The organism is Pseudomonas sp. D1-1 (genome assembly GCF_051132225.1).
Taxonomy (GTDB): Bacteria; Pseudomonadota; Gammaproteobacteria; order Pseudomonadales; family Pseudomonadaceae; genus Aquipseudomonas.
This window is the reverse complement of the sequence record NZ_CP071676.1, coordinates 694,998-718,649: the sequence shown is the minus strand read 5'-3', so window position 1 is coordinate 718,649 and position 23,652 is coordinate 694,998. Positions and strand designations below refer to the sequence as shown.

The following is a 23,652-nucleotide window of genomic DNA, read 5'->3' as shown; positions in this document are numbered from 1 at the left end:
GCTGATCCACCGCTTTCGCGAGCAGGCTCGCTCCCACAAAAGCGTTTCTGAAGCACGCTAAAAACCCGGCCATGGCCGGGTTTCAGGTCAACCGATCACTGCATCCACGGCGGAGGCGGCTCTTCGGTCTTGCCGGGTGGCGCATCGTCAGCGGCGCGTACGGCCTGGCGGCGCTCTTCATCCAGGCGCGCGGCCTCGATTTCGCGCATGATCCCGCCGACATCCGCCAGTTCTTCCGGCTCGTCGAACTCACCGGTCAGCACGCTCGCCGGGTGCAGGGTGCCTGCTTCATACAGGGCCCACATTTCCTTGGCGTATTTGGTGCGTTTCAGCTCCGGGGCAAACCGACCGAAGTAGGACGCCATGTTGCCGACGTCCCGCTCCAGCATGCTGAAGGCGTGGTTGTTCCCGGCAGCGTCCACCGCTTGCGGCAGGTCAATGATGACCGGCCCCGTCGGCGTCAGCAGCACGTTGAACTCCGACAGGTCGCCGTGCACCAGACCGGTACACAGCATCAACACGATCTGGGAAATCAGAAAAGCGTGATATTCGCGGGCCTGATCCGGCTCCAGCACCACGTCGTTGAGACGCGGCGCCGCATCGCCGTATTCGTCGGCCACCAGTTCCATCAGCAGCACGCCCTCGAGGAAGTCATACGGCTTCGGAACCCGCACGCCGGCGCTGGCCAGCCGGAACAGCGCGGCCACTTCGGCGTTCTGCCAGGCGTCTTCGGTTTCCTTGCGGCCAAACTTCGAGCCTTTAGCCATGGCCCGGGCCTGACGGCTGTTGCGCACCTTGCGGCCTTCCTGGTATTCGGCCGCCTGGCGAAAACTTCGCTTGTTCGCCTCCTTGTAGACTTTGGCGCAACGTAGCTCGTTGCCGCAGCGCACCACATAAACAGCTGCTTCTTTACCACTCATGAGTGGGCGCAGCACCTCGTCGACCAGACCGTCCTCGATCAGGGGTTCAATGCGTTTTGGAGTCTTCATCAGCTTTTATTCTGGGTCCTTTATTACCAAACACGCGAATGACAGGTCGTTATACGGCAATCCTCCCTCCACGGGGAGGGGGTCCGACCTATGAACCCTGAATGCACACACTGTGCCGGGTCGGACAACCGAGCCAAATCATAGTCGAGACCGGGCGTGGGGTTGCTCAGTGAATGGCAAGCGGTTGCGACAAAAGCCAAACGAGTCAGCGTTTGAACAGTTCCCCCGGCGTAAAACCGAACAGTCCCTTGAATGCCGCAATGAAAGCGGACGTCGAATCATACCCACAGGATAAGGCCGCGCTGGTCACGCTATCGCCCTGTTCCAGCGATTCCAGGGAAGACAACAGGCGCATGCGCTGGCGCCACGCACGGAAGCTCAAGCCGGTTTCACGCTGGAACAGGCGCATCAAGGTTTTTTCCGACGTGCCCAGGCGCTCGGCCCAGGCTTGCAGGGTCACGTGGCCTTCGGGTTGCTCGATCAATTCGTTGCACAGTTCCAACAAACGAGCATGACGGGGCAATGGCAGGGAAAAGCCCACCTCCGGCAGCGCCGCCAATTGGTCCAGCAGCACTTGGACCAAGCGTGTTTCCTGGGTCTCGCCCTGTGGGTAAGTGGCGGGAAACTGGCAGAACACTTTGATCAGCTCCCGCGCCAGCGGTGTAACTTCCAGCACCCGGCAACGATCTTCGGACCACGGGCACGCCTGGCGATGGACGTAAAGACTGCGCATTTCCGCGCGCATGGACGTCACGACCTGGTGCTCCAGGTCGGCCGGGATCCAGATGCCCCACTGCGGTGGCGCGAAGAAGCTGCCTTCGGCCGTATGGACGCCGAGCACGCCACTGATCGCGTAGGAGAATTGCACCCAATCGTGGCGATGAGCCTGGGTCCACGAACCGGCATTCAGACTTTCGACCCGGGCATAAAGCGGCCGAGGCAGCTCCGTCAGGTCCGGAATGCGTCTTTCGAGCTGTTGGTGTCCGTTAGTCGGCATTGATTGGCCTTATGTCGCAAGACGACTGGGTAGACCGACGTTAGGCTAAGACGACTCTTCTTACAATCCGCGGTGCCCTATGCACATCCTCAGACACCTCAAGCGCATGGCGACCGACTGGTTCCTGTGCGGCATGTTGCTCGCCACGCTGCTGGCGTATTTCTTCCCACGCTTCGGCGCTACCGGCGGCGCCATGCATGCCGAATGGGTGGTCAACATTGGCATCTTCGTGGTGTTTTTCCTCCACGGCGTCAATCTGTCCGGCGAGCAGATCCGCCATGGCCTGAAAAACATCCGGCTGCACCTGATGGTGCAAGGCTTCACCTTTGGGGTATTTCCATTGATCTGGCTACTCGGCAACTGGACACTGGGCAGCCATGTGCCGTCCTTGTTGATGCTGGGGTTCTTTTACCTGTGCGCGTTGCCTTCGACCATTTCGTCCTCGGTGGCCCTGACCGGCAGCGCCGGCGGCAACGTACCCGCGGCGATTCTCAACGCTAGCTTGTCCAGCGTGCTGGGGGTTCTCCTGACGCCGCTGCTGGTCAGCCTGGTGGTCGGCAACGGTGCCGGCGGCATCGACCTGGGCTCGACGCTGCTCGACCTGTGCATGATGTTGCTGTTGCCGCTGGTGCTCGGGCAGTTTTTGCGGCGCTGGCTGGCCGGTTTTTTCGCGCGCTACAAGCGCTATACCAGCATCATCGACAAACTGGTCATCCTGCTGCTGGTTTACGCCGCATTCTGCAATTCGATGATTTCCGGGATCTGGCAACAACAAGGTCATGGCGTGCTGCTCAGCGCCGTGCTGGGCAGTGCGGTGTTGCTGGCTGTCATCCTGTGGATGACCACCCGCACCGCTCGCGCCCTGCGTTTCAACAACGCCGATGAAGTCGCCGCGGTATTTTGCGCGAGCAAGAAATCCCTCGCCGCCGGAGTGCCGATGGCGGCGCTGATTTTCGGCAACAACCCCGGCCTCGGGCTGATCCTGCTGCCGATCATGATCTATCACCCGCTGCAATTGATCGTCTGCTCGATCCTCGCCGAACGCTATGCAAGCCGGCAACGGGCGCAGGCATCGCAAAAGAGCGAGGCCATCGTCAGCGCTCGATGATAGCCGTCACCCCTTGGCCGGCGGCTGCGCAGATAGAAATCAGCCCCCGGCCCTTCCCTGCCGCGTCCAGCAACTTGGCCAGGTTGGCGACAATGCGCCCGCCGGTTGCGGCAAACGGATGCCCGGCGGCCAGTGAGCTGCCCTTCACGTTCAGCCGGCTGCGGTCGAGAGTACCCAGCGGCGCATCAAGGCCCAGGCGGGTCTTGCAGTAATCCGCGTCTTCCCAGGCTTTCAACGTGCACAGCACCTGGGCGGCGAACGCCTCGTGAATCTCGTAATAGTCGAAGTCCTGCAAGGTCAGGCCGTTGCGCGCCAACAGCCGCGGCACGGCATAGACCGGCGCCATCAGCAGGCCTTCGGCGCCGTTGACGAAGTCCACTGCCGCCGTTTCGCCGTCACGCAGGTAAGCCAGGATCGGCAGCCCACGGGCGTTGGCCCACTCCTCGCTCGCCAACAATACCAGCGAGGCGCCATCGGTCAGTGGGGTGGAGTTGCCCGCCGTCAGCGTGCCCTTGGCGGTTTTTTCGAAGGCTGGCTTGAGGGAAGCGAGTTTCTCCAGGGTCAGGTCCGGGCGCAGGTTGTTGTCGCGGGTCAGGCCGAGAAACGGCGTCATCAGGTCGTTGTGCCAGCCTTCGGCGTAAGCGGCGGCCATTTTTTGATGACTCTCCAAGGCCAACTGATCCTGCTCTGGCCGGGGGATCTGCCAGGTTTGCGCCATCAACTCGCAGTGCTCGCCCATGCTCAGGCCAGTGCGCGGCTCGTTGATGCGCGGCAGGTCAGGTACCAGGTGCCCGGGGCGCAATTGCAAAAACGTCTTGATTTTATCGGCGGTGGTTCTCGCGCGATTGGCTTGCAGCAGGATCCTGCGCAGCCCTTCATTGACGCCGATCGGTGCGTCGGAGGTGGTGTCCACGCCGCCGGCAATGGCGCTGTCGATCTGCCCGAGGGCGATTTTGTTGGCCACCAGCAGCACCGTCTCAAGCCCCGTGCCGCAGGCCTGCTGCACATCATAGGCGGGTGTGCTGGGCGACAGCCGCGAGCCGAGCACGCACTCGCGGGTCAGGTTCATGTCCCGGGACAACTTCAGCACCGCCCCCGCGGCCATCTCCCCGATATGCACGCCGTGCAGGTTGTAGCGCTCGATCAAGCCTTCAAGCGCAGCGGTCAGCATCGCCTGGTTGCTGGCGGTGGCATAGGGCCCGTTGGAGCGGGCGAAAGGAATGCGGTTACCGCCGATGATCGCGACGCGGCGTAGCTGTGCCATGTAGAACTCCCCTTTGTATGTCCAAATGTGCCGTCAGCGTTGACCCATCACCCATGGGAGCAGGCTTGTTCCCATGTGAAGGCGGTGCTCTGGAACACAGCTTAGGCTTTATCCCGCCGATCGAACGACTGATTGCCAAACATGGTCCACACTTGGAACCTCATCAGCCGGAGTGTGTTCCATGTCAGACCGTTACATAGACTTTGCCAATTCGCCCATTGGCCTGCGTCTGGTTGGCGCTCTCGGCTTGCCATCGCCGGTACGCCTGGAGCGTTGGCAAGCCGGGCGCCTGCGGCCAATCGAGGGTGCCTTGCTGCTGGGCGGCGGGCCGCTGACCGAACAGGTCGGCACATTCGCCAAGCGCCTGACCGACGCCATTTTCATCTACGGTGGCGAACCGACGCTCGCCACCGAATGGATCCCCGGGCACGGCCCGAAAATCAAGGCTGTGGTGTACGACGCCAGCCACCTGGCGCAGGTCGACCAGCTCAAGCAGTTGCGCGAGTTTTTCCAGCCGCTGATGAAAAATCTCGACCACAGCGCTCATGTCGTCATCCTCGGCCGCGCTCCGGAAAACCTCGACGACCCGTTCGCCGCCAGCGCCCAGCGGGCTTTGGAGGGTTTCAGCCGATCCCTGGCCAAAGAGCTGCGCCATGGCGGGACGCTGCAGTTGCTGTACGTCGGCGAAGGCGCCGAAACCCAGCTGGAAGGTGCGCTGCGGTTTTTCCTGTCGCCCAAGAGTGCCTACGTTTCCGGGCAAGTGATTCGTCTCAAGGCCTGTGCGACCCAGGTCCAGGACTGGACCCGTCCGTTGACGGGGCTCAAGGCATTGGTTACCGGCGCTGCCCGTGGCATCGGCGCCGCCATTGCCGAAACACTGGCCCGCGATGGCGCCGATGTGATCCTGCTGGACGTACCGCCAGCCAAGGCCGACCTCGATGCCTTGGCCGCACGCCTGAGCGGGCGCAGCCTGACGCTGGACATCTGCGCAGAAGACGCAGCCACGCAGTTGATTGAACACCTGCCCGACGGCGTCGACATCGTTGTACATAACGCTGGCATCACCCGGGACAAGACCCTCGCCAACATGACCCCGGAATTCTGGGACGCGGTGCTGGCAGTCAACCTCAATGCGCCGCAAGTGCTGACCAAGGCCCTGCTCGACAGCGGCACCCTGCGCGACAACGGCCGGGTCATCCTGCTGGCATCCATCAGTGGCATCGCCGGCAATCGCGGCCAGACCAACTACGCCGCGAGCAAGGCCGGGCTGATCGGCCTGGCTCAAGCCTGGGCGCCAACCCTGCAGGCCCGAGGCATCAGCATCAACGCCGTGGCGCCAGGCTTCATCGAAACCCGCATGACCGCAGATATTCCTTTCGCCCTGCGCGAAGCCGGGCGCCGCATGAGCTCGCTGGGCCAGGGCGGCCTGCCCCAGGATGTCGCCGAAGCCGTGGCCTGGCTCGCGCAACCGGGCACCGGTGCCGTGACCGGACAGGCGCTGCGCGTGTGTGGGCAAAGCCTGCTGGGGGCCTGATCATGACGATCCATTGGCATGAGATACACGCCGCGCAGTCGATGTCCGGGCTGTACGCCAAGGCCGCGACACGCCGCAAGATCACCGGCACTACCTTGCCGGACGTTGGGCTGCGCCAAGTGATCCAGGTTGATCAGCAACGCCTGGCGGCCTATCGCAAGGTCTGCGGTTTTACCGAAAACGGTCTGCTGCCACCGACCTATCCCCATGTGCTGGCGTTCGCCCTGCAAATGCAGCTACTGACGGATCGGGATTTTCCGTTCCCGCTGCTGGGGTTGATCCACCTCAGCAACCGCATCCGCATACTGCGGCCCATGGGCGGGGTCAGCCAGGTGCGCGCCAGCGTCAATGTCGAGAATCTCCAGCCGCACGCCAAGGGCGCGGTGTTCGATCTCGTGACCCGCATTGAAGATCAGTTGGGACCGCTGTGGCAGGCCGAAAGCCAGATGCTGTGCAAAGGCGTCCAGCTTGATGGGGCGCTGGTGGAGGAACCGGCGATTGCCGCCCTTGAGTTGACGGAAGTGGCACATTGGACAGCACCTGCGGACATTGGCCGGCAATACGCCAAGGTGTCCGGCGACTACAATCCGATCCACCTGAGCGCTGCCAGCGCTCGGCTGTTCGGCTTCCCCACCGCCATCGCCCACGGCCTGTGGAACAAGGCCCGGACGTTAGCGGCGCTGGACGACCATTTGCCCGAGGCCAACATCGAGATCGAAGTGAACTTCAGGAAACCGGTGCGCCTGCCCAGCGAGGTGACGCTGCTGGCGAGCGCCGCGGGCTCCAGTGGAAAACTGCGGCTGGTGGGGGCTGGAGAGTTGGAACACATGCTCGGCAGTTGGCAGCCGGTTGCCTGAATAAAAAACGCCGTCCCCTGTGGGAACGAGCCTGCTCGCGAAGGTGATGGTCCTGCCTACGCCGCTGCTGCTGAATGGGACGGCCTCTTCGCGAGCAGGCTCGCTCCCACAAGGGCCATCCGTCAACGCGGTGGATAATTCGACAGGATCCGCCCCACCGTCTCGCGCACCTTCGTGCTGCGCTCCGTAGGGTTGGGCGACTCGCTGAGCAGTTGCTCATCGCTACCGCGCCACACCAGCTTGCCGTCCTTGCCGTCGAGCAGGTCGATCTGCACCGTGGCGACTTTGTAGCTGACGTTGCGGGTTTCGTTATACATCGGCCCGCCCCAATAGCCATTCCAGGGGCCGCCCCAGCCGCCGCCGTAGTTTGTCGTCACCTGTTGCTGACGGTCCTCAACGATCAGGTAGGCCTGGACCTGCACATCGCTGCGGGTACCGGACGGAGCCGGGCGCAAGCCGCGCTGATCAAGCTGATCGGCAATGGCCTGGCGGATCCGCTGTTCGGTCAGGTCGCTCTTGATGCGCGGGTCATCCGGACGGTACTGCAGCGCCGGCTCTTTCCAGCTCCAGCTGCGGTAGGCCGCGAAATCGCGGGTGGTGTCGAAGTCATGATTGACCTGATTGGAAGTGCAGGCGCCAAGCAACAAGGCCAGGGCAAATGGGGCGATACGGCGGAACATGGTTTTTCTCCGTTGCGTAATCAACTGGGAGGATAAGCCGAAAGAGCCTTTTCCACTGCCTCACGAATGGCATCGCTACGTTCGCTCTGACTGCCTCGCTGGCTGGTCTCGGCGCTGGCACTCCACACCGGCTGGTTGTTGCGGGCATCGAACAGATCAACCCGAACCACCACGACCTGCTCCCGGTAAGTGCGTACCACGGGGACGCTGTTATACATGCCATAACCCGGCCCGTATCGGTTGTAACCACCGTAGTAGCCCGAATCATAATCATCGCGAACCTGGCGTACGCGGGTCTCCAGGCGCAGGTCGGCACTGACGAAGAGGTCCGCCGGCCGATTGTCATGCAGCGGGCGCAGGCCGCGCTGGTCCAGGGCATTGCTCACCGCTTCGGCCACCTGCGCCGAGTCCGCCCAGGCCGTGCCCGGTGGCAGTCGGCCGTTGAGCCAGGACCAGCTGCGATAGCGCCCGTAATCCCGGGGCGGCGCGGGATAGGCGCTGCGATCGAATACCGTGGCGGCCTCGGGTGGTGCTGGCGGCAGCGGCCTGGATGTCGCGACATAAGGGTTGCTGCCCTGACAGGCCGCCAGCCCCAGGCACAACACCATTAACCCTGAACGACCTTTCATTTCGCTCTCCGATTGCTTTGCGGATCAGAGGGGACGGCAAACCCAGTGCAAATAACGTCCCAAGCCGGCAAAGGCCGGATGGCGACGGTGGGCCAGTTCCATCTCCAGCAGTTGCGCAAGCTCTGCACGGCCCTGGAACTCCACCGGCATGTAGTCGTGAAAAACCCGCACCCCACTCTGGGTTTCGACCTGCCACAGGCCTTCAAGTTGCGCCGCCAATTCTCGTGGATCAAGCGGTTGCTGAGGGGTCAGGCTCTGTTTCTCGCCGGCCATGTCGTTTTTACGCAGTTTACGAAAGTGCCCCTTGAGCAGGTTGCGATAGACCAGCGCATCGCGGTTGTAGAACGCCAGGGACAACCAGCCGCCAGGCACCGTCAACTGATGCAGCACCGGCAGGATCGCATGGGGCTCGGCCAGCCATTCGAGCACCGCGTGGCACAGCACCAGATCGTAAGGTTCGGTGAGCTGGCCGAGCAGATCCTGCCACGGCGCCTGGATGAACGTTGCGGCCTGGCCCGCCTCGGCAAAGCGTTGGCGAGCGCCTTCGAGCATCGGCTCGGCCGGTTCGGCCAGGGTGACCTGATGCCCGCGCTCGGCCAGCCACAGAGACATGTGGCCCAGCCCCGCGCCAATATCCAGCACTCGCAAGGGGCGATCCGGCAACGCTTCAAGGAGATCGGCCTGAAGCACGGCCAGCCGAATCGCCCCCTTGGCTCCTCCATAGATTTTTTCGGCAAAACGCGTGGCGAGTTGATCGAAATGGCGATCGCTCATTGGCCGAACCGCCGTTCGCTGTCGGCCAACTTGCTGCGCACCACGGCGTCCATGTCCAGGCCCAGCTCGCTGCACAACAGCAACAGGTACAAGACGATGTCACCGATTTCCTGCCCGGCGTGGGCAAGTTTTTCCGCGGGCAACTGGCGTGACTGCTCCTCGGTCAACCACTGGAAAATCTCCACCAATTCAGCCATTTCGACGCTGGCGGCCATGGCCAGGTTTTTCGGGCTGTGAAATTGCCGCCAATCGTTACGATCACGGATGGCATGCAGGCGTTCGGTCAGTTCAACAAGGTTCATCGGGCTCTCCTGGATGCGCATAGCTTCGAGGGGATGACGAGGTAAGGCAAGAGTCTCGATACAAAGCGCCGGTTTGCCCCATAATCGAACGATCCCGGCCCGGACCGCTCCTACATTCAGGAGCAAAAGGCTCAACGTGGATTCCCTCTCATCAGGACGCACACATGCAGGTAGAAAGCTTTTTCGAATGGCTCGGTCAGGCGCTCGGTTCGGTGATCCGTTTTATCGTCGATCTGCTCAGTGGCCTGTTCAACACCCTGGCCAATGCCGGCGGCAACTTTGTCGAAGGCCTGTCCCGGACGCTGGGAATGGATACTTCAATCATCAGCATCATTGCGCTGATCCTCGGGCTGATGCTGCTGTACTCGGCGATCCGCGCCTTCATGCGGGCGTCGATCGTCATGGGCATCATCTGGCTGGTGCTGGGGTTGTGGCTGTTGAGCTGGATTATTCACTGAGGCGTTCACCGCCGAATACCTGTGGCGAGGGGATTTATCCCCGTTCGGCTGCGTAGCAGTCGCAGACCGGGCGGAACGGTTCAACTGGCGTACCGCAGTGTTCGGTTTTGGGGCCGCTGCGCAGCCCAGCGGGGATAAATCCCCTCGCCACGATGAATCCGAACGCTGAGGGAACGATTATCAGGAACCCGCTACAATCGCGCTCCTTCAAGGAGCCCGCATGCCCAAGCTGATTACCGACTGGCGCGACCGCCTTACTCATCGCCGGGTCTGGGCGCTGGCTGCGCCGATGATTCTCTCGAACATTTCCGTACCGCTGGTGGCGCTGGTAGACAGCACCGTCATCGGCCATTTGCCCCATGCCCATCAGTTAGGCGCAGTAGCGGTCGGAGCGAGTCTGTATACGGTGCTGGCATGGGCCATGGGTTTCCTGCGCATGGGCACCACCGGGTTCGCCGCCCAGGCGGCCGGGCGTGCCGACGGCGCGGCGTTGCGCCAGGTGTTGTTGCAGGGCCTGCTGCTGGCGATGGGGCTGGCGGTGCTGCTCGGTGCCGTCGGCATTCCCTTGAGCGACGTGGCGCTGCACTTCATGCAACCGTCCGCCGAACTCAACCAGTTGACCCGCGATTTCTTCCACACTCGCCTTTTCGGCTTGCCTGCGGCGCTGGCCAGCTATGCGCTGGTCGGCTGGTTCCTCGGCGCCCAGAACGCCCGCGCGCCGCTGGCGATCCTGCTGGTGACCAACCTGGTGAACATCGCGTTGAACCTCTGGTTCGTGATCGGCCTGGACTGGGGCGTGACCGGTTCGGCCCGGGCGTCGGTCATCGCCGAATGGACGGGCGCGCTGGTAGGCCTGGCCCTGGCGCGCAACACCCTGCGCAACTGGCCTGGGCAGATAGCCTGGGCGGCGCTGGGCTTGTGGCAGAGCTGGCGACCGTTGCTGGCGGTGAACCGGGACATTTTCATCCGCAGCCTGGTGCTGCAATCGGTGTTTTTCCTGATCACGGTGCAAGGCGCGCGTCTGGGCGATGCGACCGTGGCCGCCAATGCCCTGCTGCTCAACGGCCTGCTGCTGACGGCCCACGCCCTGGACGGCCTGGCCCACGCCGTGGAAGCACTGTGCGGCCACGCTATTGGGGCTCGCGACCGCCTGGCCCTGCGCCGTGCGCTGGTCGTTGCCAGCGGCTGGTCACTGATTGCCAGCCTCGGGTTTGCCCTGCTGTTCCTGCTTGCTGGGCATTTGTTCATCGACATGCAGACCGACATCGCCGAAGTGCGGAACACCGCTTACCACTACTTGCCTTATCTGGCGGCGTTACCGTTGATTGCGGTATCGAGCTACCTGCTCGATGGCCTGTTCATCGGCGCCACCCGCGCCCGGGAAATGCGCAACGGCATGCTCCTGACCCTGCTACTGACGTTGCCGTTCGCCTGGGTCCTGCAAGGATTGGGAAATCACGGCCTGTGGATCACTTTCCTGCTGTTCATGGCCTTGCGCAGCCTGACGCTCGGTACCTTCGCCTGGCGTTTGCAACGAGACGACAGCTGGCTCGGTGGCAATGCCCGGTGAGGCCTTCAATCCTGGTTGCCTTGCCATAGCCGCCGCAACTGCTCCAGACGCTCGTGTTGCGAGCCGCCAGCCAGCTCCGGCGCTGGCTGAGCATCAGGGTATTGCAAGCGTAGCCACAACCAGCCGTCGAGGGCGCTCTGTTCGCTGAACCCCAGCGCCAACCCTTGCTGCATATATTCCCAGAGCGACCAGTAGTCATGCCCAATGGAGCAGGACCAACGCCAGACATGACGCTCCAATACACACGCCTGCAACTGGCTTTGTTGCCTGTCACTGAGGCCCGGCTCGTTCTCCAGAGCCGGCACCGACAAGCCAGGATTGGCGAGCTGTTGCCAGCCCTCCGAGCCCATGGTCCGATCAGCCCAGGTGCCTCCGAACCAGCGCAGAATGCTGATCGGCCCCAGCCAGCAACTGAGTTCCCGAGGGTCGCAACCATCAAAAAAATAACTCGCGGTGTGCGGGTTGTAATAGCTCAACAAAGCCTTGTAGTGCAGGCCCAGCGTGACCGTCAGCATGCGCCGCAAATGCGTCAGCAATACTTCGGCAGGCGCCGCGCTCACTATCAGTAGCCCCGGCCAGGATTGACTATCCAGCTGGCACAGACTGGCCAGCGCTGGCGATCGCTGCAGATCAACCAATAGCGGGCCATCGTCCCTCAGTTCGTGAAGATCGGTGTTTTCGAACAGAAGAAAGCGCCGTGCCTCGGCAAATTGCTCCCGCAGGCGCTGCGCGGCTCCGCGGCCGTTCGGCGCGTCGAGCAGCAGCCATTGCGGCGTGGCCCCAGGCATGGCGGCAGCGTTCATGGCGCTGCGCCCGTACCACGTTGCGTCACCAGGCGGCAGATGCACACCGCCCGGGCGCAGGGGTTGAACGCCCCTGCGCCGGGCAGCAGGCACAGCAGGAACAGCGGCTCGCCACCGCGCACTGCAGACAACAGGTGGTCATCGACTTCAGGCGTCCCGGGTGTTTCTGACAAACTCGCACTGGCTGGCGCTGGCTGTGTGCCCATGAGGGGCGGTGGGCCGAGAAAGGCACAGATAAGCGGGCGATCCGGGTCACCCTCGATAAAGCTCACCAGGACCTCGGTGCCCTCACGAATCCGATCGCCTGCGCAGGCCGCCAGCTCAGGCGCCAACGGCAGCCAGCAATGGCTGGCGCTGGCCCCTTCCCCTTGATAGACCCAGTCGAACTGCACCGCCACTCGCCCAGGCACCTGGTCTGCAGGCTCATCCACGTCTACCACCCATCCGCGTTGCCGGCTCACCATGACCGGCTTCGCAGGCACCTTTTCTGCCACAAACGACAGCCCGAAGGGAATGGCTCGGAACCGGTTGGCATATCCACCTGACTGGCCACGATGCTCGACCCTGGTCAATAACCAGCGCCGGTTCCAGTCCTTGAAAGGGTGAGCGGTCAGGGTCAGGGTCTGGCCGCTGTGCAAGTGCATCAGATCGCTCTGGCCCTCGGCGGCCAGTATGCCGATACCCTCGGAGCCAGCCTGAACGCTGAAGGCGTGCACGGCGTCAGTCTGGCCGTCACCGTCGTAGATAACCTCGCCAGCGGAAAAGACACTGCCCGGCGCATCGGAGAAAACCAGGCAGTGCCCATCCCGGGCATGCTCAAAATGGAACCGGATACCAGACTCGGCGCATATCCTCTGCAGAAACTGCAGGTCGGACTCCCGGTATTGGCTACAGACATCCCGCGTCGCAAAATCACCGTTCAAGTCCAGGCACAGCCCGCGCCCGCCGATGCCGTGCCCGCTTAAGACCTGGCGAATGATCTGCGGTACCGAGCGGCCACTGAACACCCGCTGGCTGAAGCGCTGCGCCAGGTATGCAAGCTTCGGCTCGATGCGCACATCGCAATTACCTCCATGACGGTGCTGCACAACTTCGTGGAGCTGTCCGTGAATGCCCCGGCCGCAGCTCCCGAAACTCAACCAGACGCTGCGGTACAGCAGGCCCGCCAGGTCCAGCGGCGTGTCACTGGTCACCAGTTCCACCTCGAACAGGAAAGGTTCGCTGATGTTTTCATTGCCGGTGAAGGCCACGACAACAAAGGATTCGGGCAGACCGGCTATCTCCAGACGAAATGATGACTCGCGGGCTGGACATGACATCGGCGTTTCTCTACAGGAGGGGGCGACCGGGCATTCTGGCCGAGAGCCCGGGTCGAGTAGAGGGGCCAAGTACAAGTAAGGAACGGGACTACACGAAATAAGGACCTTTCCGATTAGCTGCCCCCGTGTGAGGAAATTTCCACAGCGCAAATCAAAACGCCCTCCGGAACTGTCCGAAAATACCCGCGGCATGCGACGTATTTTCTGACAGCCCCGGAGGGCGTTGCGCTTGGCGCTATTGCCCTGTCAGGAAGACAGGTAGGAGGAACGAGTCAACCCGAGACGCAGGGCATCCAGGAACTGGGTGCGTTCGGCCGCCGTGATCCGGGCGCTGGCGCACTTGTCACGGTAGTGAGTCATCAGCTCCTCCGGCGACAGGTGCACGTAGCGCAACATGTCCTCGATGGTGTCGTGGGTTTCGATACCGGCGTGGTACACGCTGCCGTCGGCGTTCTGGTAGATGTTCACCGAATCGGTGTCACCAAACAGGTTGTGCATGTCACCGAGGATTTCCTGGTAGGCACCCACCAGGAAAATGCCCAGCAGATAGTCTTCGCCCGGATTGAGCGAATGGACCGGCAGGCTGGTCTCGATGCTCTGCTCATCGACGTATTGCTTGATCTTGCCGTCGGAATCGCAGGTCAGGTCTTGCAGAACGGCGCGGCGCAGTGGCTCTTCATCGAGACGATGCAACGGCAGGATCGGCAACACCTGGCCGATCGCCCAGGTGTCCGGCAAACTCTGGAACACCGAGAAGTTGCAGATGTACTTGTCGGCCAGCTTGTCGTTGAGCTCATCGAGCACTTGACGGTGCGAGCGCTGACGGGCCTTCAGCGAGTTGTGCAGACGACGGCACACGGCGAAGTAGCACTGCTCGGCCAGGGCTTTTTCCGCCAGGGTCAGCTTGCCATCGGCGTACTGCGCAGCCACGTCGCTCATGTAATGGGTGGCACGCCAGTAGGTCTCGGTGACCATCTCGATATCGGTCGGGCCCAGCAGGTCCACCAGCCATTGCACGGTTTCCGGCAGGCTTTCCTTGTTTTCGATCACCGGCACATCGTCATGGTGCTTCTCGACGTCGGTGACCTGGACCACCAGCATCGCATGGTGGGCGGTCAACGAGCGGCCGCTCTCGGAAAAGATGTGCGGGTGCGGCAGGCTCTGCGCATCGCAGAACTCCTTGAGCATCCCCACCACGACCCCGGCGTAATCGTCCATGTCGTAGTTGATCGAGCTGGCGTTGCGCGAGTGCGTACCGTCGTAGTCGACGCCCAGACCGCCGCCGACATCGATGTGATCCACCGGCAGGCCGAGGTTGCGCAGCTCACCGTAGTAACGAATCGCTTCCTTGAAACCATGCTGGTAGTCCGCCAGGTTGGCGATCTGCGAGCCCATGTGGAAGTGCAGCAGGCGGATGCCCTGGTCGAGGCCGGCGCCGCGGAAGCGCTCGACCACCGACAACAACTGCGCGGCGGACAAGCCGAACTTGGATTTTTCGCCACCGGTATCGGCCCATTTGCTCGATGCCAGGGACGACAGGCGCACCCGCAGACCGACCTGCGGCTTGACCTTGAGCGACGCAGCCTCTTCGATCACCAAGCCGACTTCGGACTCTTTCTCGATCACGATGAAGACATTGTGGCCCAGCTTCTGGCCCATCAGCGCCAGGCGGATGAACTCGCGGTCCTTGTAGCCATTGCAGACGATGGTCCCGCCCTTTGGCGCCAGGGCCAGCACTGCCAGCAACTCGGGCTTGGAACCGGCTTCCAGGCCGATGGAGACATTCTGGGTGGCGATGATGTTTTCGATCACCGCCTCCTGCTGGTTTACCTTGATCGGGTAAAGCGCGGTGTACTGGCTCTGGTATTCCAGGCGTGCAATGTTGCTGTCGAACGCGCCGGTGAGCTGACGCACCCGATCTTGCAGGATATCGGGGAAGCGCACCAACAACGGCAACGAAAGGCCACTCTGGCGCAACTGGTCGACTTGCTCGTACAAATCGATCGGCGAACTGTCGGGGCCGTTCGGACGGACTTCGACGCGACCGGCTTCATTGATCGCGAAATACCCGGCCCCCCAATGGCGGATCCCATAAACGCTGCGGCTGTCCGCAACTGTCCATTGGCTGCCATCGTCTTTTCGTGTGCGTCGTACGGACATCGAAGTCCCCTATAAAGAAGTCAAAATGCACCATCCGGTCGGAGGCTGGCGCAGTCTAGAGAATGGAAATGACGATTTGCCTGTAAGCAGGTAGACCCTGCCCGCAGCGCTGAGTTTAGAACCCCGTTCAGAACAGGCTCTGTGAAAACCATGTGGGCGATCGCAAACCGAGGTCCGGATCAAGCCAGGGTGGGTTTCACAGAAGCTGCTAGCCGCCGGACTTCTTTGCCTTGAAACCGTGTCGGGTGAGTTCCGCCAGCAAGAGCTCGACGTGATCGCCCTGGATCTCGATGACGCCATCCTTCAACGCGCCGCCGGTACCACAGCGCTTTTTCAGCGTCGTTGCCAGTTCCTTGAGCGCGTCCTCGGCCAGCGGCACGCCGGTGACCGTGGTCACCGTCTTGCCACCTCGGCCTTTGCTTTCGCGGCGTACGCGAGCGATGCCGTCTCCGGCGGGTATGGCGGTCTGTTTGCAGATGCAGGCATCCACCGGCTGGCGGCAATCAGGGCAATGACGACCGGCGTCGGTAGAAAATACCAGGCCGCCCAGGGCGGCGAAGGATGCGGCTTTTTTGGCCACCGGCAATCCTCTTCGGAGGACAAAGACTGGTCGAGGGGCGAAAGTGCCTCGACCGCGAAGCCCCACTCAGGCAGGGGCAGCGCAGCTGGACCGAACGAAGTCGGCCAAGCTTGAAAAGTCGCGCAGTGTAACGACAAAAAGCCCACTTGCTAAGGGCCAATCAGCGCCAATTTACAGCTTCTTTGCGACACCGCGCTCACGGGCGCGCAAATAGCGCCCAAGCGCCGCCAGGGAGTCCGGGCAATACGGTTTGTGGCGTATTTCATCGAGCACCTGCTCGACGGGCAGAAAGCGCGCTTCCAGGACTTCTTCCGGTTGCAGGACCAACGGCCCGTCCCACACGGCGGAAAACGCCGCGCACCACAGGCGACTGCCGGCGTCCTCGAAATAGAAATGATCGTGGGCGACCAATTCGACGCCGCTCACGCCTAATTCTTCGGCCAGCTCGCGCGCCGCCGACTCGGCGTACGTCTCGTGGGCCTGAACCATTCCCCCTGCCGCGACATCCCAATAGCCGGGGTAGATAGCCTTGCTCAAAGTCCTTCGATGAACGCACAGCTCGCCCGCCGAATTGAACAGCATGATGTAGGTGCCGCGTCCGATCAGGCCTCGCTCGCGCAGATCCGAGCGCACCAGGCTGCCGAGCAGATTGTCGTCTTCGTCGACCCAAGCGATCAGCTCGGCATCCGAGGCCACTCGATGAGCGTCCTCCCGGGTGCTTTCGTCCATCCTTCAGCCCTGGTTGAGCAATTGCCGCAGGTCAATCACCGCCGCATTGGCGCGAGAAATATAGTTGGCCATGACCAGCGAGTGGTTCGCCAACACCCCGAAGCCGCTGCCGTTGAGAATCATCGGGCTCCAGATCGGCTCCTGTGAAGCCTCCAGTTCGCGAATGATCTGCCGCACGCTGACCGTCGCGTTCTTCTTCGCCAGCACGTCTGCGAAATCCACCTCGATGGCGCGCAACAAGTGAGACAGCGCCCAGGCTTGACCACGAGCCTCGTAGAACACGTTGTCGATTTGCAGCCAAGGTGTCTCGACCACCTCTTCGTCAACCTGCGGCACCTGGCCTGGCGCCGGGACCTCGGTCTTCAGCGAGGTGTTGAGCTTGACCCGGCCGACGCTGGCAGACAGGCGCTGGGACAGCGACCCCAGGCGCGTACCGACATCCCCCAGCCAGTTGTTCAGGTTGTCGGCGCGGGCGTAGAACAACGCGCTTTTCTGACTTGGATCGGACAGGCGCGCCTGATAACGGCTCAAGGAATTGATGCCTTCCTGGTATTCCGATTCGCTGGACGGCAGCACCCAACTGCGGTTGTCGAAGTTGAAGCGCGGCTCGGCCTTGGCCAGGTCGGCGTCTTCGGCGGACTGCGACTGGGAACGGGCGAAGTCCTTGCGCAGGGCACGGCTCAGGTCGCGGACCTGCACCAGCACGCCGTATTCCCAACTGGGCATGTTGTCCATCCACAGGCCTGGCGGGAAGCGGTCGTTGGAAATGTAGCCGCCCTGCTTGGTCAGCAAGGTTCCGGCGACGGTCTTGAGGGTTTCCACGGTGGTGTAGCCGACCACCATCTGCCGGCCATCCTTCTCGGCCGCTGCCTGGGCGTTCTGCTGTACCGGAAACAACTCGGGCTCCTGGCTCCAATACCAGCCGACTGCAATAGTCACCAGCAGGTACAGGCCAATGAGCGTGGCCAGCGCCCGACTGAAAAACAGCCCACCCAGATAGCTGCGGGTGTCCGATTTCGGTTCGGCGGCGCGTTCAGGCGCGCTGCCCGCGCGGTTCTTCCAGTCCAGCATGGCGATGTCCCTTCAATCACTTGAGTTCACGGTTCGACCACAACCTTACATCAACGTGCCTTGGCCGGCATCCGTCGTTGGGCTTATCGGAGAATTACCGCCACGAGACAAAGACCCGCCTAGGGGAATCCCTGAACCTCATCCGCTGGAAAATTGAAGAAACAACGTCGGAGAAAAGCGCAAGCAACATCCCGAAGCCGCGTCGTTGTGCCGTACCAGATAGCTTGGATCAGCTATTGGAAACCCCTGAAGACCTTTATTTATAGGGCCGTCACCACGTCCGCAAAGACAATTCCAGACCGACAGGTCAGAAACTGAATGGCGCCTCCTGGCAGATTATTGATGTAGAACACTCATGTAAGGGAAAAGAGGTGCTAGCATAGAGCCACCAGTCGATCTCAGCATGCCCCCTAACTAGTAGTCAGGATATGACCGAGCCAGAAGACCCCAGCCGCGAGCGCCTCAAGCACCACTTTGCCCAGCGGGTAATTCATCAGGCTCGCCAGATCCTGGAGATATGGCAGCGCCTGCAACGCAGCGAATGGTCCAGTACCGACCTGTCGGAGCTCAGTGAAGCCAATCTGCGCCTGCTGCGCTTTGCCGAGCGTTTCGAGCAACCTGAGCATTGCCAGCTTGCCCAAGGTATCGGCCAGTCGTTGCAAGCGGTAGATGCCAATCGCGGGCGCCTGAGCAGCCAGCTGATCACCGAGATCAACCGCTTGATGCAACGCCTGTCCCGCACCGGCTTGCGCCATGGCGACCAGCTCGAGCAGACCTTCCTGCCACCGCTGCGCAAGCCCATCTACATATTGCTGCAAGACCATGACCGTGCCGAACGGCTGGCCAAGCAACTGGAATTCTTCGGCCTCAGCGCCCAGTCCCTGGACAGCGTCGCGGCATTCCGGGCCGCGATGGTCGAGCGCCTGCCTGCGGCCATTGTCATGGACGTGGATTTCAGCGGCCCGGGCGTGGGCCTGAAGCTGGCTGCCCAAGCCCAGGAAGGCCTGGATCAACCACTGCCGCTATTGTTTTTCAGTTTGCTGGAAACCGATACACCAACGCGGCTGGCCGCCGTGCGCGCCGGCGGGCAGGAGTTTCTCACCGGCACGCTGGAGGCCTCGAGCCTGCTGGAAAAAATCGAAGTGCTGACCTGCGTCGCCCAGTACGAACCCTACAAAGTGTTGATCATCGATGACTCCCGCGCCCAGGCCCTGCACACCGAACGCCTGCTCAACAGCGCCGGCATTGTCACGCGCACGCTGATCGAGCCGATCCAGGCCATGGCCGAGCTGGCGGACTTCCAGCCCGACCTGATCATCCTCGACATGTACATGCCCGCCTGCACCGGTACGGAACTGGCCAAGGTGATCCGCCACAACGACCGCTACGTCAGCGTGCCGATCATTTACCTGTCCGCCGAAGACGACCTGGACAAACAGCTCGACGCCATGAGCGAGGGCGGTGATGACTTCCTGACCAAACCGATCAAGCCCAGGCACCTGATCACCACCGTGCGCAACCGTGCAGCACGGGCCCGCAATCTCAAGGCGCGGATGGTGCGCGACAGCCTCACCGGCCTGTACAACCACACCCATATCCTGCAATTGCTCGAAGACTGCAGCTTCCGCGCCCGCCGTGAGGGCAAGCCCTTGAGCTTCGCCATGCTCGATATCGACCATTTCAAACGGGTCAATGACAGCCACGGCCACCCCATGGGCGACCGGGTGATCAAGAGCCTGGCGCTGTTTCTCAAGCAACGCTTGCGCAAGACCGATTTCATCGGCCGGTACGGCGGCGAAGAGTTCGCTATCGTCATGCCCGACACCGACATTGATGCTGCCTGCACAGTGCTGGACGAAATCCGCCAGCGCTTTGCCGAGATTCACTACCCCGCCCAACCCCAGGACTTGTGGTGCACTTTCAGCGCCGGGGTGGTGGAGATGAGCGAAGAGTCCGACAGCCTGATGATGGCCAGCCAGGCCGACGAGGCGCTGTACCGTGCCAAGCACGCCGGGCGCAATCGGGTGCAGAGCGCCAGGCAATCAAAGCAAAGTGCCACTTTTTCATCGGAATCGACTGATTCGGTCATAAACGTGTAACGCAAACGCAATAACTTCAGGCACTTACGATTCTGCCCCCGGTAGACCCTTGATGCGCCTGAAGCTGCTGACCAACCTCAACACTGTTCTTTTAGTTGCCGTATGCCTTGGCCTCGGCGCCACCCTGTGGTGGTCGCAGATTGCCTTGGAGCGTCCTTATCTGCTGATGGAACGCTACCTGGGCCTGTCGCGGCAGTTCCAGGGCGAAGTGGCGCGCAACATCGAAGATTACCTGGCCAGCGGCGACGCCTTGCGCCTCAGCGCAGCCACCCAGGCCCTGGAAACCCTGCAAAAAGATCTGGACCAGTTCCCGCCGGACCTGGCCAGGACGCTAAGCCCGAGCCTGTCGAACCTTGACGGTTTCAGCAAGACCGACCTGCTGGCCGCCGGCAAACTGGCGGCTGATCCACAGGCCCTGTTGTTGCAGGCTGAACGTGAGCTGAGCGCCAGCCTGGACCAACTTGCCCAGTACGCCAACGGCGCGCCGGCTTATCTGCCGCCGCTGTTTGCTGCCTCACAGCATTTGGGCCGGTTATCACTCGCCCGGGACAAACTGGTCAGCAGCGGCCGCAGTGAACTGGCCGCCGATGTCGAACGGGAACTGGCCAACGTCCGCACCCAGGCCCAGCAACTGAACAGTCTGCCGCTGCTCGGCGTCACCGCCAGCAACGAATCGGGCAGCGATGACTTCGCCGCGCTGATGGGTCTGGAAACCGAGGAAAAGGCCGCCGCCGAAGACGCCGGGATTGCCCTCAAGCGCGAACTCAACAGCCTGCTCGGGCGTTATCCCGCGGAACTGGCGCGCACGCGCGAACTGATCCAGAAACGCACCGAGCTGGCCGATGCCACGCACTTGAAAACCACCGATGTGCAACAGGCAATCGACGCCATGGAGCCTGCGGTCCGTGCCCAACATGGGCAGATCCAGGGCGAAGTACGGGTCATCCAAGGGGTGATGATCGGCCTGATTCTGCTGATCGCCCTTCTTATCGATACCTTGCAGCGACGCCTGGCCCGGACCTTGACCCGCCTGGCGCCGGCCCTTTCCACTTGGGCCGAAGGCGATTTCAGTGGCGATATCCGTGTCGGCGCCAGCAACCGTGAATTGCAGGACATCGAAGCCTCGCTCAATCGCCTGCGCGCCTATCTGGTGGATCTGGTCGGTACCATCCGCCTGAACGCCGAACAGGTGGCCGGCAGCAGCCGGACCCTGGCCGAGCTCAGTGGCGAATTGCATAGCGGTGCCGAAGACCAGGCCGGTGACACGGCATTGATCCGCGACTCCCTCAGTGAGCTCGAAGCGACCATCCAGCAAGTGGCCGGCGATGCCAGCCAGGCCGCGGATGCCAGTCGCAGTGCGGGCCATGCCGTGGAGCAAGGCCAGAAAGTGATCGGCATGAGCCTCGCCGGCTTGCACTCGCTCGTCGGCGAAGTGCAGGGCAATGCGCAAATGATCGAACAGCTGGCTGAGGAGTCGGCGACCATCGGCGGCGTGCTGACCGTCATCCGCTCGATTGCCGACCAGACCAACCTGTTGGCCCTCAACGCCGCCATCGAAGCCGCCCGCGCCGGGGAAATGGGCCGCGGCTTTGCGGTTGTGGCCGAGGAGGTCCGCTCCCTGGCTCAACGCACCGCAGGCGCCACGGCCGAGATCCAGGCGCTGATTGCCCGTTTGCAGCAGGCTGCACGCCAGTCCGTGGAAGGCATGCGCGCCCAGGTCGAACACGCCGAAGCCACCGCCAGCCAGGCCCAGGCGGCCGATGGTGCACTGGATAAAATCGTCGAGGCGATCCAGACCATCGCCGATACCGCGGTGCGCATCGCCGATGTCACCGCCCAGCAAAGCGGCGCCGTCAGCGAAATCCGCGATCACAGCGAGCGGATCCACCAACTGGGCGGGGATAACCTGCAGCGCATCGGCCAAGGCCGGGAACAGGGCGACAACCTGCTGCTCCTGGGCGGGCGCTTGCACACGGCGGTGCAGGCGTTCCGGGTGTGATTTCAGAAGCCCACTGAACCTGTGGCGAGGGAGCTTGCTCCCGCTGGGTCGCGCATCTGCCGTAGAACCCGCCAGCGTTTCTTTCGATGCGCCATGTTGAAAGTCACAGGGCTCCTTGGGCGGGCCCTGATAGGTGTTGTCGCATGAAAAAGGTTACGGATTTTTTAACAGCCCCCCTCATGCTAGGCTCCCGGCCCTTCAAGAAATTGCAAAAGGAACATGCAATGAGGGTACCTTCGTCGCCACTCTGTTTCTGTCGAAGAAAACATGGCCGTGGCACACCATAAGAAAAATGTTCTGAAAGCCGGATCGGCTTTTATCTACTCTTGGTTTTATACCCAAGTAAGAAATCGTGGCCCTTGGGACTACAAGAAACTATCCGCGGAATATGAAGCCTTTGGAAATTTCAACTACGGCGCCACCGGAACCGCAGCAGGCTTCAGCGAAGACGTTCTTTTACGGGCAGCAGGCTTGGCCCAAAGTCGAGCAGGAACGACCACGGCGGAATTCGGGACATGGTGGGGGCAAGCCCCCTTCGGCGACGATCCGGGAGATCAGCGATGGATCAAGGAAGGGGTAAAATATGCCAAATTCAGAAACTACTAAAAAACCTGCCCTTCTCGCTGTCTTGTGCACAGTGCTTGCCCTCGCGCTGGCTTACACCAGTTGGACGTGTTTTTTCCGTCCAAATACGCCTGAGTTGACAGAGGTCGTATTACGAAAACCTTTGTCTCAGGATGCATTTATCTACGGCGTAAAGGATGAGCGTGGCGGAGCGACGGTTCCTTTCAGTTACCGCTACTACGTCTATCGGACCCTGGCAGCGGACGGTGACATACTTTCCGAACTGAAAACCGCGACGCCATTTCTTGTCACTCGGGATGATTCGGTAACCATAGACACTCAGGAACAGACGATTACGGTATTGGTTGACAAGGAGATCTACGCCTACCACAGCAATACCCTCTACCGAAACGCCGATGGCGAAGACTACACGGCGGTGAGTATTTATTTGCATTCTGGTCCAGCTGAGTAAAGGGAGCGAGCCAGCTCGCTCCCACAGGTGTGGCGCAGTATTCCGATCGTGAGTGACCGAATCCAGATACATGGTCACAAACTTCGCGCAAACATCGGTCAACGTGCCGGCTATTGCCGGGAACTGGACAGTCACAAAGACTTTGCGTCATAGTCTCCGGGTTCTGACACCTGCTCACAGACAACAAGGAACAGCAGATGGCGACCCTTCTGGTCCTGCACGGACCCAACCTGAACCTGCTGGGCACCCGTGAACCGGGCGTCTATGGCGCCGTGACACTGGCCCAGATCAACCAGGACCTGGAGCAACAGGCTCGTAGCGCCGGCCATCATTTGCTCTACCTGCAAAGCAATGCCGAATATGAATTGATCGACCGCATCCATGCCGCGCGCGGCGAAGGCGTGGATTTCATTCTGATCAATCCCGCGGCTTTTACACATACGAGCGTCGCATTACGTGACGCGCTGCTGGCAGTGAGCATCCCATTCATCGAAGTGCATTTGTCCAACGTGCACAAACGCGAACCTTTCCGCCATCACTCCTACTTCTCCGATGTAGCAGTAGGCGTGATCTGCGGCCTTGGCGCCAGCGGTTACCGACTGGCCCTGGAGGCCGCTCTAGAGCAGCTTGAAAAACAGGCAACAGCTTGAACAACAAGCGTTAAACGCCCCTGACCGACCCTTGGGAGTTGATG

Annotated in this window: 23 protein-coding genes; 10 read left to right on the top strand and 13 right to left on the bottom strand. The window is 61.8% G+C overall.

Annotated elements, in window-relative coordinates:
* Window positions 1-95 precede the first annotated feature (95 nt).
* Window positions 96-989 (bottom strand): PA4780 family RIO1-like protein kinase, encoded by an 894-nt coding sequence (locus J3P86_RS03110; protein ID WP_072410317.1) that lies wholly within the window; start codon window positions 987-989, stop codon window positions 96-98.
* A gap of 205 nt (window positions 990-1,194) precedes the next feature.
* A complete protein-coding gene (locus J3P86_RS03105; RefSeq protein WP_434626295.1) occupies window positions 1,195-1,986 on the bottom strand; it encodes a helix-turn-helix domain-containing protein in 792 nt (263 codons plus the stop codon).
* 79 nt (window positions 1,987-2,065) lie between these two features.
* Between J3P86_RS03105 and J3P86_RS03100 the strand changes: the two genes are divergently transcribed.
* Entirely contained in the window at window positions 2,066-3,094 is a 1,029-nt protein-coding gene (locus J3P86_RS03100) for a bile acid:sodium symporter family protein (protein ID WP_434695971.1), read from the top strand.
* On the opposite strand, the gene J3P86_RS03095 is transcribed toward J3P86_RS03100, so the two are convergent.
* Window positions 3,081-4,358: an acetyl-CoA C-acetyltransferase gene (locus tag J3P86_RS03095; protein ID WP_434699393.1), complete on the bottom strand. Its 1,278-nt coding sequence runs from the start codon at window positions 4,356-4,358 to the stop codon at window positions 3,081-3,083. The two genes, J3P86_RS03100 and J3P86_RS03095, sit on opposite strands and share 14 nt — an antisense overlap.
* Window positions 4,359-4,539: 181 nt before the next feature.
* Here J3P86_RS03095 and J3P86_RS03090 point away from each other — a divergent pair, with 181 nt between their 5' ends.
* Together J3P86_RS03090 and J3P86_RS03085 are read left to right on the top strand one after the other, a co-directional pair.
* On the top strand, window positions 4,540-5,892 hold the full coding sequence (locus J3P86_RS03090; protein ID WP_434626298.1) for a 3-oxoacyl-ACP reductase: 1,353 nt from the start codon (window positions 4,540-4,542) through the stop codon (window positions 5,890-5,892).
* A gap of 2 nt (window positions 5,893-5,894) precedes the next feature.
* Complete coding sequence (locus tag J3P86_RS03085; protein ID WP_434699392.1) at window positions 5,895-6,749, top strand: MaoC family dehydratase; 855 nt, start codon at window positions 5,895-5,897, stop codon at window positions 6,747-6,749.
* Between the two features lie 122 nt (window positions 6,750-6,871).
* Here the strand turns inward: J3P86_RS03085 and J3P86_RS03080 are convergent, their stop codons facing one another.
* Genes J3P86_RS03080 through J3P86_RS03065 form a run of 4 tightly spaced genes read right to left on the bottom strand, consistent with a single transcriptional unit; the run spans window position 6,872 to window position 9,134 of the window.
* Window positions 6,872-7,429, bottom strand: coding sequence for a DUF4136 domain-containing protein (locus J3P86_RS03080; protein WP_434569926.1), 558 nt, complete (start codon window positions 7,427-7,429; stop codon window positions 6,872-6,874).
* A 20-nt stretch (window positions 7,430-7,449) separates the two neighbouring features.
* On the bottom strand, window positions 7,450-8,058 hold the full coding sequence (locus J3P86_RS03075; protein WP_434626300.1) for a DUF4136 domain-containing protein: 609 nt from the start codon (window positions 8,056-8,058) through the stop codon (window positions 7,450-7,452).
* Window positions 8,059-8,082: 24 nt separating this feature from the next.
* Window positions 8,083-8,832 carry a methyltransferase gene (locus tag J3P86_RS03070; protein WP_434569927.1) on the bottom strand — a complete coding sequence of 250 codons (750 nt, stop codon included), beginning with the start codon at window positions 8,830-8,832 and terminating at the stop codon, window positions 8,083-8,085.
* Entirely contained in the window at window positions 8,829-9,134 is a 306-nt protein-coding gene (locus J3P86_RS03065) for a MazG-like family protein (RefSeq protein WP_434626302.1), read from the bottom strand. Before J3P86_RS03065 ends, J3P86_RS03070 begins: the two co-directional genes overlap by 4 nt.
* Window positions 9,135-9,298: 164 nt before the next feature.
* On the opposite strand from J3P86_RS03065, the gene J3P86_RS03060 reads away from it, so the two are divergent.
* Complete coding sequence (locus J3P86_RS03060; protein WP_305497064.1) at window positions 9,299-9,592, top strand: hypothetical protein; 294 nt, start codon at window positions 9,299-9,301, stop codon at window positions 9,590-9,592.
* A gap of 220 nt (window positions 9,593-9,812) precedes the next feature.
* Window positions 9,813-11,162, top strand: coding sequence for an MATE family efflux transporter (locus tag J3P86_RS03055; protein ID WP_434699391.1), 1,350 nt, complete (start codon window positions 9,813-9,815; stop codon window positions 11,160-11,162).
* A gap of 5 nt (window positions 11,163-11,167) precedes the next feature.
* Here the strand turns inward: J3P86_RS03055 and J3P86_RS03050 are convergent, their stop codons facing one another.
* The 6 genes from J3P86_RS03050 to J3P86_RS03025 all read right to left on the bottom strand — a co-directional run bounded on the left by J3P86_RS03050 (window position 11,168) and on the right by J3P86_RS03025 (window position 17,824).
* Complete coding sequence (locus J3P86_RS03050; RefSeq protein ID WP_434699390.1) at window positions 11,168-11,965, bottom strand: DUF4123 domain-containing protein; 798 nt, start codon at window positions 11,963-11,965, stop codon at window positions 11,168-11,170.
* The gene (locus tag J3P86_RS03045; protein WP_434699389.1) at window positions 11,962-13,284 is read right to left on the bottom strand and encodes a type VI secretion system Vgr family protein; all 1,323 of its coding nucleotides are present in this window, start codon (window positions 13,282-13,284) and stop codon (window positions 11,962-11,964) included. Before J3P86_RS03045 ends, J3P86_RS03050 begins: the two co-directional genes overlap by 4 nt.
* Window positions 13,285-13,530: 246 nt before the next feature.
* Window positions 13,531-15,444: an arginine decarboxylase gene (gene speA / locus J3P86_RS03040; RefSeq protein WP_039593533.1), complete on the bottom strand. Its 1,914-nt coding sequence runs from the start codon at window positions 15,442-15,444 to the stop codon at window positions 13,531-13,533.
* Between the two features lie 208 nt (window positions 15,445-15,652).
* Window positions 15,653-16,024, bottom strand: coding sequence for a translation initiation factor Sui1 (locus J3P86_RS03035; protein WP_434626306.1), 372 nt, complete (start codon window positions 16,022-16,024; stop codon window positions 15,653-15,655).
* Between the two features lie 171 nt (window positions 16,025-16,195).
* On the bottom strand, window positions 16,196-16,753 hold the full coding sequence (locus tag J3P86_RS03030) for an NUDIX hydrolase (RefSeq protein ID WP_434602708.1): 558 nt from the start codon (window positions 16,751-16,753) through the stop codon (window positions 16,196-16,198).
* 3 nt (window positions 16,754-16,756) lie between these two features.
* Window positions 16,757-17,824 (bottom strand): DUF2333 family protein, encoded by a 1,068-nt coding sequence (locus J3P86_RS03025; protein WP_434569934.1) that lies wholly within the window; start codon window positions 17,822-17,824, stop codon window positions 16,757-16,759.
* 428 nt (window positions 17,825-18,252) lie between these two features.
* Between J3P86_RS03025 and J3P86_RS03020 the strand changes: the two genes are divergently transcribed.
* The 5 genes from J3P86_RS03020 to aroQ all read left to right on the top strand — a co-directional run bounded on the left by J3P86_RS03020 (window position 18,253) and on the right by aroQ (window position 23,608).
* Window positions 18,253-19,923 (top strand): diguanylate cyclase, encoded by a 1,671-nt coding sequence (locus tag J3P86_RS03020; RefSeq protein WP_434569935.1) that lies wholly within the window; start codon window positions 18,253-18,255, stop codon window positions 19,921-19,923.
* 52 nt (window positions 19,924-19,975) lie between these two features.
* Complete coding sequence (locus tag J3P86_RS03015) at window positions 19,976-21,922, top strand: methyl-accepting chemotaxis protein (protein WP_434699388.1); 1,947 nt, start codon at window positions 19,976-19,978, stop codon at window positions 21,920-21,922.
* Between the two features lie 267 nt (window positions 21,923-22,189).
* Entirely contained in the window at window positions 22,190-22,528 is a 339-nt protein-coding gene (locus J3P86_RS03010) for a polymorphic toxin type 44 domain-containing protein (protein WP_305501366.1), read from the top strand.
* Entirely contained in the window at window positions 22,506-22,958 is a 453-nt protein-coding gene (locus tag J3P86_RS03005) for a hypothetical protein (RefSeq protein WP_434626308.1), read from the top strand. The genes J3P86_RS03010 and J3P86_RS03005 overlap by 23 nt, the downstream gene beginning before the upstream one ends.
* A gap of 197 nt (window positions 22,959-23,155) precedes the next feature.
* A complete protein-coding gene (aroQ, locus tag J3P86_RS03000; protein ID WP_434699387.1) occupies window positions 23,156-23,608 on the top strand; it encodes a type II 3-dehydroquinate dehydratase in 453 nt (150 codons plus the stop codon).
* The last annotated feature ends 44 nt before the right edge of the window (window positions 23,609-23,652 follow it).